Source organism: Sphingobacterium sp. NPDC055346, from assembly GCF_053645235.1.
The window spans coordinates 368,357-385,776 of sequence record NZ_JBSHMI010000005.1; the positions used below are offsets into that span (position 1 = coordinate 368,357).

A 17,420-nucleotide genomic window follows, 5' to 3' on the forward strand; every position below is an offset into this window, starting at 1 on the left:
GTTGTTAGCTTTAAATAATTCTTGAAATCTATCTCTTAATCTAAAACCATGCCTATGAAAAACGTGATCAAACGTGATGGTTCTCTTGAACCTTTTCATTCCTATAAAATAGAAGATGCCATAAAAAAAGCATTCGAAAGTGTGTCTGTTCCTTATGATGAGCAAATCATAGAAACCGTCTTGGAGGAACAAAAAAATGCAGACCTCTTTGATGTGGAAGACATTCAGGACGTCATTGAAAGAAAGCTCTATGTAGCTGGATATTTCCAGGTGATGCGCTCGTTTATGCTGTTCCGTCATACGCGGAAATTGCAGCGAGAGCATATCGATCGTTTTGTAGATTCCAGTACTTATGTGGATAGCAGCCATGCTGTGGAAGAATACATTTACCAAAACGATTGGCGTATTCAGGCGAATGCCAATAATTCATTTTCCAATGCTGGTTTGGTAAACAATACGGCCGGAAAAATCATAGCGAATTATTGGTTGGATAAAGTTTACAATAGGATTGAAGGCCATGCACATCGTAATGCGGATATCCATATCCATGACTTGGACTGTTTAACCGGTTATTGTGCCGGTTGGAGTCTAAGGGTTTTGTTGGATGAAGGTTTCAATGGTGTCAGGGGTCGGGTTGATAGTAATCCACCTTCGCATTTCAGGGAGTCCCTGGGCCAGATGGCCAATTTCTTGGGCATTCTGCAGAGTGAATGGGCAGGAGCTCAGGCCTTCAGTTCGTTTGATACCTATCTTGCACCTTATGTCTTTAAGGATTGCCTAAGCCAGATTGACGTCAAGAAAGCTATCCGTAGCTTCGTCTATAACCTGAATGTTCCTGCTCGTTGGGGGCAATCTCCATTTACCAATATTACCCTCGATTGGAATGTCCCACAGGACTTGAGGGACCAAATCCCTACCAAAGCAGGAAAACATCTGTTCAGGGGCATCAATAATGAAGTCTTGAAAACATTGGCGCTTGAAAGAGGCGTTCAAGAATTGGAAGATTTGACCTATAAACATTTCCAGCCGGAAATGAACATGATCAATCGGGCTTATTATGAAGTCATGACCGAAGGCGATGCAAATGGACAGCCTTTTACATTTCCTATCCCTACCGTGAACATCACAGAGGACTTTGATTGGAACGGAGAAAATGTGGATGTCCTGTTTGAGAACACGGCCAAGATAGGGTCCTCTTATTTCCAAAACTTTATCGGTAGCCAATATTTTATCGATGAAAATGGTGATCGACAGGAAAATCCGGATGCCTATAAACCGAATGCCGTACGGAGTATGTGCTGCCGTTTGCAACTTGACCTTCGGGAATTGCTGAAACGTGGAAATGGTCTCTTTGGAAGTGCCGAGATGACCGGCAGTATCGGTGTGGTAACCATTAATATGGCCAGATTGGGTTATCTGTACCAAGGAAATAGGGATGGTCTGTTTTCCCGATTGGATGAACTGATGGAAATCGGACGCTCGACCCTCGAAAAGAAAAGGAAATTTATTCAGGAAATGTACGATAATGATTTGTATCCATATACCAAGAGATACCTTTCCCATTTCAGGAATCACTTTTCGACCATCGGTGTCAATGGGATGAATGAAATGATCCGCAATTATACCGGCAATCAGGAGAATATTGTTTCGGATTGGGGGATTGAATTTGCCAGTGAGATCCTGGATTATATCCGCGAGCGCTTGAAAAAATTCCAAGAAGAAACCGGCAATCTATACAACCTGGAAGCGACACCTGCTGAAGGGACAACCTATCGTTTTGCTAAAGAAGATAAAAAACGCTTCCCTGATATTTTGCAGGCTGGGCAAGATCAGCAGATCTATTATACCAATAGTTCCCAAATTCCGGTAAATCATACAGACGATCCATTTGAAGCTTTGTTGCTGCAGGATCAACTGCAATGTAAGTATACCGGCGGGACGGTACTGCACCTGTACATGCGGGAAAAGATCAGTACTCCTGAAGCCTGTAAGCTGTTTGTAAGGACCGTATTGAGCAATTTTAGATTGCCTTATATCACGGTAACTCCTGTATTTAGTATCTGTCCTGTGCATGGATACCTGAATGGGGAACATGAATATTGCCCAAAATGTGATGATGAAATCGTGAATCAATATAATTTAAATAGTGAATATGGAAACCATGAAGAATGAAAGATTGCTATTGTTGCAGCAACATCAGCAAGAACGCAGTAAATGTTTGGTCTATACTCGTGTAATGGGGTATCATAGACCTGTTGAAAGTTTCAATATCGGTAAACAAGGAGAGCATAAACAGCGGACCCTGTTCCAAGAAGGATATGGCAAATGCTCTATATGATATAACTCCTTTTACCTTATTGGATTACCCTAATAAAGCAGCCTGCATCCTTTGGTTTGTGGGCTGCAATATGCGTTGCCAATACTGTTATAATCCTGATATCGTATTCGGCAAGGGTAAGATCGGTATGCAACAAGCCGAGGCTTTTTTGAAGTCGCGGAAAGGCTTACTGCAAGCTGTCGTCTTTAGTGGTGGGGAATGTACCATGCATCCCGATATGATGCCCTTGGTCAAGATTGCCAAATCTTTGGGGTATCTCATTAAAGTCGATACCAACGGCGCTAGACCAAAAATGATCAAAACACTGATCGAAGAAAATCTTCTGGATTATGTAGCTCTTGATTTTAAGGGCTTGGGTCAGCGTTTTCAAGAAATAACGGTGACGGGTTCGTTTGAAGCTTTTGAAGAGACCTTGGATCTGTTGCTGAATGCTGAAATTCAGTTTGAGGTCAGGACAACGGCCCATTCCCAATTGTTGTCTAAAGCGGATGTGGAGGAAATGCTGAGGTTCTTGGAAGGGAAGGGGTATGAGAACAATTACTATGTGCAAAAGGCATTAAATAATGTTAAGATGATTGCTGAACTGGATGATTCGAATTATAGGGAGGGGGATTTGAGGTTTGGTTCGGGTAAGGTGGGAGTGGTTGTGAGGAATTAATTGCTTATTTAATTGATTATATCTAGGTTTGTTTTACATTTGATTTTTTTAAATACATCACCAAATTAATAAAAGCCTAAAGTCTAATGTTATTTCATGATTTATCTGATGAAGAACTTTTCTTGCTTCTAAAAGAAGGAGATGAACGTGCATTAAATGCAATTGTGAAAAGGTATTGGCAACCTTTATTTCAGATGGCTGCTTATACGTTGAAGGATTTACAGGAATGTGAGGATATTATCCAAAATATCTTTGTGAGAATCTGGGAAAGGAAAGAAAAAATAGATTTTAATTACTCATTAAAGGCTTACTTATTTGCTTCCACTCGATATGGTATTTATAATCATGTCAAAAAAATGCATTTGCAGGAGAATAGTCTTTCGCAAAAAGATTTTCAATTTATAGAATATTATAATCCAGAAAATGAACTTGAGTGCAAAGAATTATTAGAGAATGTTGAAAAGATTGTCAATAGCTTACCCAACCAATGCCGAACGATATATCAGCTAAGCCGAAATGAAAAGCTTAGCCACCAAGAGATATCATCGCTATTAAATATTACTCCAAAAACTGTCGAGAACCAAATAACGATTGCCTTAAGACGCATTCGGACAGGATTAGGCAAGGTTTTATTCTTGTTATAAAAAAATAAAAATTCTTTTGGGGGGTACCTACCGTTTCTAACTCTACTACTTAAACAAGCAGAAGTAAGAGGTGGAAAAGAAAAACTTATATATTCTAATTAAAAATATTTTAACTCGGAAAGTTGATCCAGAGGAGGAGAAGTTGATGGATCAGCATTTGTATAAGTATTTTCAGCAGGAGGAATGGGATTCTAAGAGGTTTGGTGATCGCGATGAAATTGAAAACCGAATTTTAGATTCCGTAAATAAAAAGGTTGGACAAAATACCCCAGTGATTCCAAACAGGAGGAATTGGATCCTGTATGCGGCTGCAATTACGATATTTCTGTCGATTGCCATAACCCTATACACTTATTTGAACTTCAATAAATCTGATGGAGATTTGTCTTCCGGGTCCTTGGCATCGAAGGATTCTGTATTGGCTCCTGGTGACCAACATGCTTCATTGGTTTTAAATGATGGAACCATAGTCAAACTTGATGAACTTGAATCTGGAGAAAAAAAGACAGTTGCCAATTTGACAATTACCAAGAATACGCAAGGAAATCTTGAATATTCTGTTAATAATAAAGCTTCTGCTGGTCTGGAAGAAATGAACACGCTCACTACGCCTTTGGGTGGGACTTATAAAATTATTTTAGAAGATGGTAGCCAAGTATGGTTGAATTCTGGAAGTACCATTACTTTCCCAACCGTATTTAATGCTATTCAACGGAAAGTTGAAATAACAGGAGAAGCTTATTTTGAAGTAGCGCATAATGCTAAAGTTCCCTTTGTCGTAAAAGTAGATGTATTAGATATTCAGGTATTAGGGACTTCCTTTAATGTTTCTGCGTATAAGGATTCCAAGCATCAGAATAATTTATCCGTTGCATTGCTGACCGGTGCTGTCGCATTAAAAAAGAACAATACAACGACCAAATTAGTTCCTGGGAAAAAAGCCACGGTTGATCATGAAAACATAAATATTTCTGCTTTTGATGTGGAGTCAGAAGTTGCCTGGAAAGACAATTATTTTGTTTTCAAAGATCAGAACATAAAAACCATCATGGATGAATTGGCGCGCTGGTATAAGGCTGAAGTTGTGTATGAAGGAGATAACTGGTCGGATAAGAATTTTACTTTAAGAATGTCTCGTGATCAAGAGATTAAGGAAATACTCACATTAATTGAATTAACCCGAAATGTGAAATTTAAAATAAAAGGAAGGAGGATAATCGTAAGTACATAGAATTTATTATTGCCTATCTATATAACTAAAAAGAGTCAGTATGCTCGAACATACCAACTCCAAAAGTTAATAGACGTAATCATTTGCGACAATTTTTACTTAACTAATTAACCAATCAAATCTATGAAAATTCCAATAGAAAGAGAACGCTATATGTTCTTTTTTAAGATCACCCTAATTATGAAATTACTGTTTTTTCTATGTAGTTTTTATTTTTTGCAGGCTAGTACTTTTGTCTATGCTCAAAAGATAAATATCTCTCTAAAGAACCAAAGTTTAGAGAATGCATTGAATGTAGTTTGTAAGCAAACAAACTACGATTTGGTCTATGATTCCAAAATATTCAAGAAAGAATCAAAGATCAGCTTAAACCTAAAAACAAACTCGATTGAAGAGGCTTTGGATAAGATTCTCATGAATCAAAATTTAGAATATGAAATCCGAAAAAACACTTTGATCGTTAGGCAAAAAGAGGCGCCAAGACTAAGTCAATCGCCTGAAAACTTAATTCCATTTATTAAGCAACAGGTTTTAACCGGTACTGTTAAAGATGAACATGGGAAAGCCTTGGTTGGTGTTACGGTTCAGGCAAAAGGTTCTAAGGAGGCAACTAGCACGGATGAGAATGGATCATACTCCATCACCTTATCGAGTAACACTGTCTTATTGGTTTTTTCTTCCATTGGTTTTGAAACCCAAGAGATCAATGTATTAAATAAATCTACTGTCAATGTGGTTTTGTTTCCAAAGTTGGCTGATTTAGATGAGGTAGTGGTGGTTGGTTATGGAACTCAACGAAAAGCTGATGTTTCTGGATCTATTACTACTGTATCCGGGGATAGGCTAGCTAACTTGCCTACTGCAGGAGCAGCTGAGGCTTTGCAAGGTATGGCTTCTGGTCTTTCCATTAATATGGGAAGTGGTGCCCCTGGTGAAAACCCAAGTATGATGGTTCGTGGGGTTACCAGCTGGGGCTCTAGTAACGATCCATTGGTCGTGATTGATGGTGTCCCGGGTGAAATGTCTTTTGTAAACCCTGAGGACATTAAATCCATTAGTATCCTTAAAGATGCTGCTTTAGCTTCTATTTATGGTGCACGATCAGCGGCAGGTGTAATACTAGTTGAGACTCAAAGAGGGCAAAACAAAGCACCAAAAATGCAGGTATCTGCTTATTATGGTGTTGAAGATCTGCCTAAGAGAATGGAAGTAGCTAACTCTGCAGAATATATCAAAATCAACAAAATGGCTCTCCAAAATGCTGGAATAGCACAAAATAGGTGGCCAAAATATATAGAAGAATACGAGAAAAATCCTAGCCAATTTGCCGATACTGACTGGCAGGATGTCTATTATAGATATGGAAATACAAGTAAGTATAACTTAGGCTATACAGCAGGAAATGAGTTTTCAAATGTTGCATTCTCTGGGTATTATTCCAAAATCAAAGGGATCGTCATTGGTACTGACTCTGAAAAGTATGGGTTTAGGATAAACTCGGATGTCAAAAGAGGGAAATTCAAAATCGGAGAATCTATAAATTATGGAAGAGGAGTCCAAAGGCCTGAAGCAAATACTGGTTTTCCAGGGATGTATCAAACCACCAATATTCAGCCATTGATCCATTTATACGATGCTAATAATGAAGGTGGATTTGGAGGTGCAATTCCAGGTCTTGGAATGACGGATGCTGCCAACCCTGTTGCCTTTAATCAATTGATTTCTACAAAAGATGCCAATGACTATCTAGCAGCTTCAGGATACGTTTCTTATCAACCTTTAGATGGTCTTGAATTCAAATTCCGTGCGGGAAGGACGATGGATTTTATTCATTATAAATCCTTTACTCCAACTTATTATGTTGGGGCCAATAGTGTAAATACCATTGCCAATTTAACGGAAAGAAGAAGTAAAAGGATTGAGGATATCATGGAATTAACCGGAACCTATTCCACTACAATAAATGAAAAACATAATCTGGATGCTTTACTTGGTATTTCACAGGAAGAGAACAAATTTGAAGATCAAGGCGGGAATGTTTTCCGTTTTGAAAATAATGAAGATCCTTATTTAGGAAAAGGACAGGATAATGCATCAGTAACAGGAGGTTATCTTCGTTCAGCCTTACGTTCTGGATTTGGAAGACTATCCTATAATTATGATTATAAGTATTTGGCTATGTTCTCTGCGCGATATGATGGTTCTTCCCGTTTCGGTGAAGGCAATGAATGGGGATTTTTCCCATCAGCCTCTATTGGATGGAACATTGCAAATGAAGGTTTTTGGGAAGATCTAAAGGATAAAGTCAGTAATCTGAAATTACGTGCTAGTTATGGTAGTCTAGGAAATCAATCTATTGGGAACTATATGTTTATTCCAAGGCTTTCAAATAATACTTATGCATTAAATTATCCTTTGAATGGCAACCAGGTGAACTTGGGTTATGCAATTGACGGATTGCCTTCATCAAAGATCAGATGGGAGACCACCTTATATAAGAATATTGGATTGGATATTACCTTGTTGAATCATAAGCTTGATTTAACCTTTGAAGCATACGTAAAAGATACGTATGATATGCTTTCCTCAAAGAATATCAGTTTAGCTACCGGATTCCCTTCGCTGATCGTCAATGAAGGAAAACTGAAGACGAAAGGTTTGGAATTCCAAGCGAACTATAAAGACCAAATTTCGGATTTTAAATACCAGTTTGATGTGAATGTTTCTCATTACAAGAGTGTCTTGAAGGAGATGTCAGATCCCGGATACCTATTCGAATCAGGTCCAGCGCGCACTTATGTAGGCGGAGAAATTGGGGAGTTTTGGGTTACCCAAACTGCTGGAATCTTTCAATCGGAGCAAGAAGTTAAGGAATGGAACCAATTGCATGGATCAAAAGATGCGAGTGGACAATGGATTCCATTGCAACCAGCTGCAAAACCTGGCGATATCCGTTTCATAGATCAAAATGGCGATGGAAAATTAGATTCTTATGATCGAGTTTTTGTAGGGAGTGGAAACCCAAAAATGCAATTAGGCTTCAATATCAATTTAGGTTATAAAGCATTTGACTTGATGGCTAATTTCTATGGAAACTTTGGTGTGAAGCGTTTTAACTATATGAAACGCCAGCTTCAAAGAATGGATAAAAACTTCAATTACGGTAAAGATGGTCTATTAGCTTGGACTCCAGAAAACACAAATACCGATATCCCTCGTGCTGTAATTGGTGACCCGAACGGAAATATCCGTATCTCAGACCGATTTGTTGAAAATGGAGATTATCTAAGATTGAACAATCTGCAAATTGGATATAACCTGCCTGCGAGTTTGAAAGAGAAATTAAACGTAAATGATCTTCGCATCTATGTTGGTGCGACTAGACTTTTCACCTTGACTAAATACAAAGGATATGATCCGGGAACTGGTTCAGAAACGGGTAAAATGGGTGTAGATGATGCGATTTATCCTCTAAGTCGCACATTTATGATGGGAATAAGAGTTGGTTTTTAGTCATAAATTAATATTGGAAAAAATGAAAATTACATATAAAAAGATTTTATTTACTGCTTTCATGTTTACCTTGTTTAGCTGTAAACAGGATTTCTTGAGTGAAAAAACAAATCCCAATTATTTAACACCTAATAATTTCTGGAAGTCAGAAGCCGATATCTTGAAAGGTTTGACAAGTGTTTATGGGCAATTGCAGCCGAATATGGATTGGGGTACTCCATTTGAAAGATTTATTGTTGTTGATAATTATAGAAGTGATGAGTTGGATTTTAGAGCAGATGTTACGTCATGGTTAGAAGTAGCAACCTTTGTCAACACTTCAACAAATGCAATCTCTCGCAAGGAGTGGAAATTCTTATATACAGGAATAAACTTTGCAAACCAGTGTATAGATAATATTCCAAATGTTCCTCAAGTTTCTGAAGAGCTTAAAAAAAGCACTATCGGTGAGGCTAGATTCCTAAGAGCATATTTTTACTATCGTTTATTGTTGAATTATGGAGAAAATATTCCTTTGTTCAAAAATGAACTTAAGGGTACTGAAGATGAGTTCTATCCAAAACAAGCAGGGAAAGGAGTGCTAATTTCTTTCTTAATTGATGAATTGACTGCAATTCAGAAAGACCTTCCAGAGCCTAATGCTTATTCAAGTGCACAAGCAGGAAGAGTAAATAAATATGCGGCTGCAGCTTTATTGGGGAAACTTCACATGTTCCTGAAAAACGTTGATAAAGCCGAAGTTGAGTTTGCAAAAGTGATTGGCAAATTCGACCTGATGGAAAAGTATGAGGATAATTTTAGTGGTCTACATAAGAACAATAAAGAGTCTATTTTTGAAGTACAGTATTCTGGAGACCGATCGGGAGGACAGCGTGAATTTAATCGAATTGCACTCCATTTGGCATCTTCAAATGCAGAAGGTTATGAAGAAGCATATCCTTCAGATTGGTTGTTTGAGACTTTGAAAAAAGACAAAACAAGTGATGGGAGTTATACTACAAGGTTGTATTCGACTGTTTTGTTTAATGATAAGGATTCAAAGGCTTTCTATTTTGAGGCTGGGAAGAGCTTTTTAGACTATCATCGAGACGGTGAAATATTTTGGAATAAATTTGTTTCATGGCACCCTTCACTCAGTCAACATTGGAGCCAAAGTGCTTTTAATATTCCAGTGATTCGATATGCTGATGTGTTATTGCTATATGCAGAATGTCTAAACCATAGAGGCGCCACGGCGGAAGCAATCAATCATATTAATAGAGTTCGTTCTCGTGCGAAAGCAGTAGCGATACCAAATACTTTATCTAAAACAGAAGTCCTAAAACATTTGCAGGATGTGGAACGCCCTACAGAATTGGCGCTAGAGGGAAGTAGATGGTATGATTTAATTCGTTGGGGATTAGTTGAGAAGGCATTGAAAGACCATAAAAAGCCTTTTGTGGAGAATTATATCAACACGAAGCATCAATTGTTTCCGATTCCTCATGATGAATTTTTGTTAAATCCTGATTGGGTTCAAAATCCAAATTTTAGTAAATAAAATATTAATCAATTGAAAAGCATGGTTTATAGAATTTTAAATAACAAACTGACTTTTTCATCCATTATTCTTATGTTTTGTGCAATGCAGATTCTTGTGTCCTGCAGTTCGACAAAAGATGCGCAAAAGTATTCGAAGGATAAGCAAAGTAATAAAAGCGACAAAAATGAGTTTTTGCCATTATTTGATGGTGTTAGCACAAAGGGATGGAATACTTATGGCAAATCGACGGTTGGGAAGGCATGGAGGGTTTCTGACGGTGCTTTGCACCTGAGTGTGGAAGGGCAGCCTAAAAGTGAAAGGGGGGATTTGGTAACCAATAAGGAATATGAAAACTTTCATTTAAAGCTGAAATGGAAAATTTCCAAAAAAGGGAATAGTGGAATCATTTTTAATATTAAAGAAGATACTACATTGTACCCAGCGACCTATAATTCTGGAATGGAAATGCAGGTGCTTGATAATGATTTGCATGGCGATGGAAAAATCAAGAAGCATAGGACCGGGGATCTATATGATTTGATTTCTAGTTCTTCTGAACCGGTAAAACCCGTTGGAATGTGGAATCAAGTAGAGATTATTTCTAACCGAGGACAATTGGATTTTTATTTAAATGATGTGCATATCCTGTCGACCACTTTGTTTGATGATAGTTGGAAAGAGTTAATATCGAAGAGTAAATTTCGAAAAATGCCTGGATTTGGAACTTACAAAAAAGGGAGGATTGGCTTACAAGATCATGATGATGAAGTTTGGTACAAGGATATTTTAATAAAAGAGTTGTAAAATAAAATAAGCGTCCCGAGGGACGCTTATTTTATTTTATCAAAAGATATCCGAAATACTATTTCTTTTCTACGAAAGTTGCTGCTTCAATGCCATTAGCATCCTTAACAACTAATCCTTTTTTAGCATTACCTGTTTGAGGATCGACAGTATAGAATTGTGGGAATTTATCCAAGGCTGTAAGCCCAATAAAAGCTCTGCCTTCATATACGTATGGCCAGCTAATGCCTTCAGGGATATCATTCTTAGCTGGAATACCTTTTAACCAAGTGATTTTTTTCTGTTTTATGTGGGCTACCGCATATTGTGAGGAAGCATCCATGCCTGGTTGTTTTCCGGCTTCATATTTCTTGTTGTAGAATTCAATCAAGAAGATATCGTCGACTAAAGGCCATACTTTACTGAATCTATAATCATCTGATGCGGCCTCTAAATCCCAGAAGTAAATTTTGTCAAAACTTGTTGCACCTTTTTTGACCATCAAAGCAGCTGCTTTTTTAGTTCCGAAGTTATTTCCTTAGAAAATATAAATAACGCCGTTTGAAGTAACCCCAATTTGTGAGTATCTGTCTGAACGGTAAAACCCACCCGAAATAGATAGGCGAGAATCGTTATAAACCGCTTCGGTTTTTAAAGTCTTAGCATTGATTTTAGCTACAGCAACAACATCGATGCCAGTGTCTTCGTTGAAGTGCAGGCTGGTATAGAATGAATCGTCCTTTCTATCTGCAAAAGCCAATAAATACGGTGCTTTTGCCTTCACAACCATTGAATTGATTGACTTTGAAATTAAGGATTACCAACAGCCAGTCCGATTCGATTCATGGTTCCTACTGATTGAATTTCTGAAAATTGACCAAGTAGATTTTGAAAGAGGAATGTTATTGATTATGGGACAAATCCTAAATTTACCTTTAATTGTCATTGGGCTATTTCTTATGATAAGAGGTTTACGCCAAAACAAGGGTTATATTGCAACATCTCCCTAAGATAATAATTTACAAATTTCTTATTGGATTTAGTATGGATTCTGCGTGAAGTGCAAGAACTGTATAACCTTAGAAACACAAGGTGAAATTTTTCACCTTGTGTTTCTTTAAGACTTCATTTGAAAGGTTATTTTAAATCTTTGTCTTTTTATTCTTTCAGCCTTTTTATTTCTTCTTTAGCCCGTTCCGCCTGCTCGGTTGATTGCCTTTCCCGTTCCTAAATGCTAAACTTAAGGCTTTTAGAAGTGTGTTCCGTGGGGTGAGGGATACTAAATTCTTCCTATATCGTGTAATGAAATTATATGCTTAAGAATTATCCCCCCCCCCCCAATTCAGCTTAATCCCTGTAAACTCGAAAACTTCCGATTGGAAAGGGAAACGGAAAGGATCGATGCCATATCAAAAAACAAGCAAGTGATATTGGAGATTTTTGAATCCGGTATGGAGTCAATTCTGAACAGCCAATTGGACACCGGAAAAGTCCGTGCCGATAATTCAGAATTAAGGAATCAGCTTTCCATAAGGGAGGGCGAGATCGCCTCCCTTGAAAAGAGGGTGAATATAATCGCCCGTGAAGTTGTTGACATCCTTGAAAAGACATAGCGGGAATAGAACATCCAATCTGCCCATTCCATACTGTACTTACCTTTCCCTGCGATATATTTTCTTATTTTTGTTTGGTCCCTGTTTCGATAGCCTTACCCTGAAGTCACATCATATCAGTTTTCGTTCGATGGCTATCCTTACCAACACAGCAGTGTTTTTAGCATCCAGTTTCAGCAGCAGGTTCTTTCGGTAGCTTTTGATCGTTTCCGGGCTCAGAAAGATACGTTCGGCTATTTCACCATTGGTCAGCCCTTCGGCTACCAGTTTCAACATCTCGCGCTCCCGCTGGCTTAGCCAAAGCTGGGTGGCTTTGGGCCGTTTCATCAGCACATCTATTTCGTGGCAAAGGAAAGTATCACCATCGGCAACGACCTGTATTCCTGCCAGCACTTCTTCGGTCATCGCATTCTTGATCAGGTAGCCCGATGCACCGTTTTCCAGCATCTGCCGCACCACGCTGTACTCGTTGTGCGTGGTCAGTACCAGCACTTTGAGTTCGGGATAACGCGCTTTGAGCTCTTTGCAGAAATCCACCCCACTGATATCCGGCAGGCCCACATCAAGGAGCAATACATCCGGCTTCCAGAAAACGATCGAATTACGGCATTCGGACGCACTGTTCGCTATACCGACCACATTCGCTATGCCTGATTCTTCGATAAGACTTTTTAATCCATCGGTAAGGATCTTATGGTCGTCCACAATGGCTACCTTAATCATTTTGTTCCTTTTTTGTCAGTTTCAGTTCTACATGCACCTCTGTTCCTTCACCCGAAGTGTAAATATCCAGTTTACCCTGAAACGCTTCCACACGCTGTTGGATGTTCCGTAACCCCATACCCTCGGAAACGGTATGCTGACCGAAGCCTTTTCCGTCGTCCTGTACCGTAAAGGAAAGACGATCTGCCTCTTGTACCAGCTGCACGTTGATATGTTCTGCCCCCGCGTGCTTCAGTGCATTGTTGACCAGCTCGTGGATACATCGGTACACCATAATTTCCAGCTTATTGGACAGGCGGGTTTCATCCCCGAAATAGTGGAAATCCACTATCGGGATGGCCGCGCAAAAATCGGCAAGGGACACCTTCAGTCCGTACCTCAGCAGCGATTCGGGCATCATGTGGTGCGCCACACGGCGCAGTTCCTGTATGGAATCGTCCAGCATGCCCAAGGCGGTCTGAAAGCGGGTCACATCCACCGCCTCCAATAAAGCATTACCCTTTATCTGGGGCAGGTTCAGTTTCACTGCCGAGAGCATACCGCCCAATCCATCGTGCAGGTCTTTGGCGAGACGACTGCGTTCAGCAGCTTCGCCATCAAGGGTAGCCTGCACAGCTACCAGTTGTTTTTCCTGTTCCAAACGGCGCGATTCTTCTTCCGCCAGTTTTCTGCGGCTTACGGCAAGGCGGTAGCGTACATAAGCAAAGCCAAGAGCGATCAAAAGTATAAGCAGCCCCGCGATTCCAAGCCAGGTATATAATTGACGTTGTTTTTCCAATGCTTCTATTTTTAGCTCTTTCTTTTCGGTCTCGTATTTGACCTCCAGGGTGGAGAGTGAATTTTGATAGTTTTCGTTGCTGTATGTGTCTACGGTAGACTTATACCGTTCCATATACTCTTCCATAGCATCAAGGTTCCCCAAGTGTGCATATATAAGGGGTAGGTTGGAGAATATCGTTAGTTTTAAATGATGATCTGTCGAATCGGTTTCCAGTGCCACCAAAGCTGTTTCAGCAGATTTGTCATATTGCTTCATGTAATAACTGATGCTGGAGATATCCGAATAGGAGTGCGCAATTAGATTTGCATTGCCGATCTTTTTTGCTAGATGAAGGGCTTCTTCTGCGTATTTCATTGCACTGGGATAGTCATCATACTGAAAATATGCTCCGCAAAGTGTTTGCAGCGCACTGATTTCGTTCGAAAGGTTACCCGATCTACGATGGGTCCTAAGCGATTCTTTTGCATAATAAATCGCTTTATCCTTACCGCCATCCTCGTTTTTGTAGACACTGCTCAATGAGAGATAAATGTCGCCCAAGTTTTGCTCGTTCCCATGCTTCAATGCAATTTTCTCTGCTTTCCCGTAATAGCGTAACGCTTGCTTATCATTTTGCATGAGGTGATAGGTTCCACCTATCCCCATGTACACATCACACAATTTTTGATCATCTTGCAGTCGTTCACCCAGTTTTGCCGCTTCGAAATATCGTTCTAAGGCTTTTTTGTAATAGCCTTGCCGGCGATAGAGTTGACCGTACATCTTAAGGATTGGCACTTCTTCATCTTTGTCCTTATTTTGGCGTGTAAGTACCAATGCTTTATCCAAATAAATGGCGGAAGAGTCGAAGACCATGCTCACGTAATAAGCAGACCCCAGATAATACAGAAATTTGGCCATGGATTTTTGATCGCCCGTCACTTCCGCCCAATGTAGCCCTTTCAGACTAAATGACCTCGACCGGATAGGATCGTCATTTATATACCCAAGCGCCAAACCCTTATATTTGTCAACCTTCTCTTGATCGGTCAGTTTATTCGTTTTCACGACCTGCTCCAAAGAATCGAGATTCTGTCCGGAACCTATCATAGGTATGCACGTCATAAATAGCAACAGTTCTAAGCAGCGTGTACGCTGTATCTTTCTATGTATCTCTCTTTTCATTATATCGTTTGATTATCAGGGTCTGTTCCGGTTATCCATTATGCAAAGCTAGCAGTGTAAGCCACAGATAAAAACCCCATTTAGGGGGTATCGGGTGAAATTTTGCCGCTATACCTTTGTTTTTATCAAATGAAGGAAAACAGGTACTGCATGCGCTAAGCCTTCATCCCGATAAAAGTTATAAACTATAAAATTAATAAAATGAGAACAACAATCAGAAAAACAATGGTACTGCTCCTTGTTGTGGCAACTTTCACAGCCTGCGCCAAATCGGACAGCGGCGATCCAAATGATGCTGAAGAAGGTTATGCCACCGGTAAGGTAGTGAATGAAGCGGGAAAACCGATTGCAGGGGCAAAGATCCTGCTGGACAATACCGTATTCTATGCTTCCTACATTCATGGGAGCACCAAAGAGGACGGTACGTACAGGGTAAAGGTGGAACCCGGATCATGGCGGACATTTGCCTATGTCGAAACAACCTACAACGGACGCAAATATAAAATGGAGCTTTTTCCCGACGGAACAGATGCCTTTTCCGAAGATGGTGCGGTGCGCAATTTTATATGGAAGCTGGAAGGCCGGATGCCCTGGGAGGCAGAAAACTATTACGGAGGCTTCGTGATGTTGAGGTCGGGAGATGGTTTTTACGAGGATGAAAAAGACATCGAACTGGTATTCACATCTGTCGGACCTCTCATCGACGGTTCGGCGGGACGTACCTTGACGGTCCGTTATGGTGAGGACAAGTGGCAGAACCGCTATGAACTGCAGGACATTCCCATTGGACGGTATAAGGTGAAGGCAACATTGAAAAAGATCGGCGCAAACCGGGCATTGAAGGTCGAAGACTGGGATAAACAGGATGGCCCGAAGCCCGAGATCCAGCTGGATTTCCTGCCCGACCCACCGAACAGAGGTCACAATTCGGCCTCTATAGCTATAGGGTATTAAATACATACGGTTATGAAAAAATATTTTTATATCCTATCCGTGTTATTCCTAATCATAATGCTTGGAGCCTGCTCCAAAGACAAGGAAAACTGCAATCCCGATGACGAGGAAAGCCCTTGCTATGCAGGTGTAGGAAAATCGAATGCGGAATGCTGGTATAGTGTAACAATCAATGGGAAAACAACGCTTCCCAATGCATTTGGTCAGGACAAAATAGTGCTTACATCCGGAGAGAATGAAGAGCTCCCGGACGGCAATGGGTTTAGTTTTATGATCCGGCAGGCAAAAGCAAATTCATCCGATCCAGCTATATTATCTATGGCGGGCAATGCACTTCTGAATCATAAATTACCCAAGGGCACCTATCCGGGAATAGCCTTTGCAACCATGCCGTTCAGCGTGCCGGAGTTTACCGCATGGCCTTATTATCTTAATGAGGAGGACAGTGATTTGCCAAGATTTAAAGTTACTATCATGGAGAATTCGGATAAACGCATGTGGGCCAAGATGTCGATAATGACAGAAGAGATAATGCCGGAATCAACAGATGAACCTCGGGTCACCCCGATAGAGGTAGAAGTAAAAATAGGTCGGAAGTATTTCGCTGAAATGCCCCTCAACGGTAAATTATACGGTGGAGCAGTCTGCAACTGCCAGAAATAAAGCCCGATATCAACAATTCTTAAAATAAAACACATTATCATGAAAAAATATTTTTATATCCTATCCGCGTTATTCTTGACCGTAACGCTTGGAGCCTGTTCCAAAGACAAGGAACACTGCGATCCCGATGACGAGGAAAGCCCTTGCTATGTTGGCTTGGCAGTCGGTGATAAACTACTGTTGACTGAAGAGAAGACAAATGGCAAATCGGAAATGCGGTTTGAGTACAACGATCAGAACCAGGTTATCGTACGGTATGTCCATGGTGTTGATGGAAGTGTAGTCACCGAGAATTTTACCTATAGTGGCAATCATGCGACAAAAGTAGAACGAAGATCGGATGGTCAGCTGGTCATGAGCGAAGTATATTACTATGGTAGCGGGGATAAGCCCACGACTGGGGTTTTGAAAGATAACAAAGGTAAGATCATTGCCAATGTTATATACGCCTATTCGGAAAAAACAGTGACAGAAACATCATTCAATATGGAGGGCGAACAGATAGGCAGCCATACCTATACGTTCGATAGTTCGGGCAAGAATATCATAAAAACCGTGATCCGAATACAGAACCTTCCTCTGTCTACACTTGAATATGGAGATTATGACGACAAACCCTGCCGCTACACAAATTACCCTTGGATGTGGAAGCTGGGTTCGATGAACAACGCCCGGTCGCATTCCTTGATAACGGGTTCTAGCGTTACAAGGAATGACCGTTGGGAGTATACCTACAACCAGGCGGGCTATCCGATCAAGGCAGAGGTATATGACAGGGCAACCGATGAGTTATTGGAAACAAGAGTATTTACCTATAAAAAAGCAAATTGATT

General features: G+C 40.2%; 16 protein-coding genes. 12 read left to right on the forward strand and 4 right to left on the reverse strand.

The features are described 5' to 3' along the window. Positions 1-54 precede the first annotated feature (54 nt). From ACWICE_RS12615 to ACWICE_RS12650, 8 genes are all read left to right on the forward strand, one after another. Positions 55-2,172 carry a ribonucleoside triphosphate reductase gene (locus ACWICE_RS12615; RefSeq protein ID WP_454298500.1) on the forward strand — a complete coding sequence of 706 codons (2,118 nt, stop codon included), beginning with the start codon at positions 55-57 and terminating at the stop codon, positions 2,170-2,172. Next, positions 2,153-2,338 (forward strand): anaerobic ribonucleoside-triphosphate reductase, encoded by a 186-nt coding sequence (gene nrdD, locus ACWICE_RS12620; protein ID WP_095067913.1) that lies wholly within the window; start codon positions 2,153-2,155, stop codon positions 2,336-2,338. Before ACWICE_RS12615 ends, nrdD begins: the two co-directional genes overlap by 20 nt. Further along, entirely contained in the window at positions 2,319-2,996 is a 678-nt protein-coding gene (locus ACWICE_RS12625; protein ID WP_093099170.1) for an anaerobic ribonucleoside-triphosphate reductase activating protein, read from the forward strand. Before nrdD ends, ACWICE_RS12625 begins: the two co-directional genes overlap by 20 nt. An 86-nt stretch (positions 2,997-3,082) precedes the next feature. Next, a complete protein-coding gene (locus ACWICE_RS12630; RefSeq protein WP_093099169.1) occupies positions 3,083-3,640 on the forward strand; it encodes an RNA polymerase sigma-70 factor in 558 nt (185 codons plus the stop codon). 70 nt (positions 3,641-3,710) lie between these two features. After that, entirely contained in the window at positions 3,711-4,871 is a 1,161-nt protein-coding gene (locus ACWICE_RS12635; RefSeq protein WP_454298501.1) for a FecR family protein, read from the forward strand. 123 nt (positions 4,872-4,994) lie between these two features. After that, the gene (locus ACWICE_RS12640) at positions 4,995-8,384 is read left to right on the forward strand and encodes a TonB-dependent receptor (protein WP_093099166.1); all 3,390 of its coding nucleotides are present in this window, start codon (positions 4,995-4,997) and stop codon (positions 8,382-8,384) included. A 22-nt stretch (positions 8,385-8,406) separates the two neighbouring features. Further along, on the forward strand, positions 8,407-9,924 hold the full coding sequence (locus tag ACWICE_RS12645; protein ID WP_093099164.1) for a RagB/SusD family nutrient uptake outer membrane protein: 1,518 nt from the start codon (positions 8,407-8,409) through the stop codon (positions 9,922-9,924). Positions 9,925-10,008: 84 nt separating this feature from the next. After that, the gene (locus tag ACWICE_RS12650; RefSeq protein WP_093099163.1) at positions 10,009-10,710 is read left to right on the forward strand and encodes a 3-keto-disaccharide hydrolase; all 702 of its coding nucleotides are present in this window, start codon (positions 10,009-10,011) and stop codon (positions 10,708-10,710) included. Between the two features lie 58 nt (positions 10,711-10,768). On the opposite strand, the gene ACWICE_RS12655 is transcribed toward ACWICE_RS12650, so the two are convergent. After that, positions 10,769-11,194: a DUF4374 domain-containing protein gene (locus tag ACWICE_RS12655; protein ID WP_454298502.1), complete on the reverse strand. Its 426-nt coding sequence runs from the start codon at positions 11,192-11,194 to the stop codon at positions 10,769-10,771. A 33-nt stretch (positions 11,195-11,227) separates the two neighbouring features. Then, positions 11,228-11,473 (reverse strand): hypothetical protein, encoded by a 246-nt coding sequence (locus tag ACWICE_RS12660; protein ID WP_139185483.1) that lies wholly within the window; start codon positions 11,471-11,473, stop codon positions 11,228-11,230. A gap of 592 nt (positions 11,474-12,065) precedes the next feature. Here ACWICE_RS12660 and ACWICE_RS12665 point away from each other — a divergent pair. Next, complete coding sequence (locus ACWICE_RS12665) at positions 12,066-12,302, forward strand: hypothetical protein (protein ID WP_095067911.1); 237 nt, start codon at positions 12,066-12,068, stop codon at positions 12,300-12,302. Between the two features lie 111 nt (positions 12,303-12,413). Here ACWICE_RS12665 and ACWICE_RS12670 read toward each other — a convergent pair whose 3' ends face one another. Beyond that, on the reverse strand, positions 12,414-13,025 hold the full coding sequence (locus ACWICE_RS12670) for a response regulator (protein WP_093099156.1): 612 nt from the start codon (positions 13,023-13,025) through the stop codon (positions 12,414-12,416). Then, complete coding sequence (locus ACWICE_RS12675) at positions 13,018-14,910, reverse strand: tetratricopeptide repeat-containing sensor histidine kinase (RefSeq protein WP_454298503.1); 1,893 nt, start codon at positions 14,908-14,910, stop codon at positions 13,018-13,020. The genes ACWICE_RS12670 and ACWICE_RS12675 overlap by 8 nt, the downstream gene beginning before the upstream one ends. A 261-nt stretch (positions 14,911-15,171) precedes the next feature. Here ACWICE_RS12675 and ACWICE_RS12680 point away from each other — a divergent pair, with 261 nt between their 5' ends. The 3 genes from ACWICE_RS12680 to ACWICE_RS12690 are packed head-to-tail and all read left to right on the forward strand — an operon-like array spanning position 15,172 to position 17,418. Next, entirely contained in the window at positions 15,172-15,924 is a 753-nt protein-coding gene (locus tag ACWICE_RS12680) for a carboxypeptidase-like regulatory domain-containing protein (RefSeq protein ID WP_139185482.1), read from the forward strand. Positions 15,925-15,936: 12 nt separating this feature from the next. Further along, a complete protein-coding gene (locus tag ACWICE_RS12685) occupies positions 15,937-16,587 on the forward strand; it encodes a hypothetical protein (protein ID WP_454298504.1) in 651 nt (216 codons plus the stop codon). Positions 16,588-16,626: 39 nt separating this feature from the next. After that, positions 16,627-17,418, forward strand: coding sequence for a hypothetical protein (locus tag ACWICE_RS12690; RefSeq protein ID WP_093099150.1), 792 nt, complete (start codon positions 16,627-16,629; stop codon positions 17,416-17,418). Positions 17,419-17,420 lie beyond the last annotated feature (2 nt).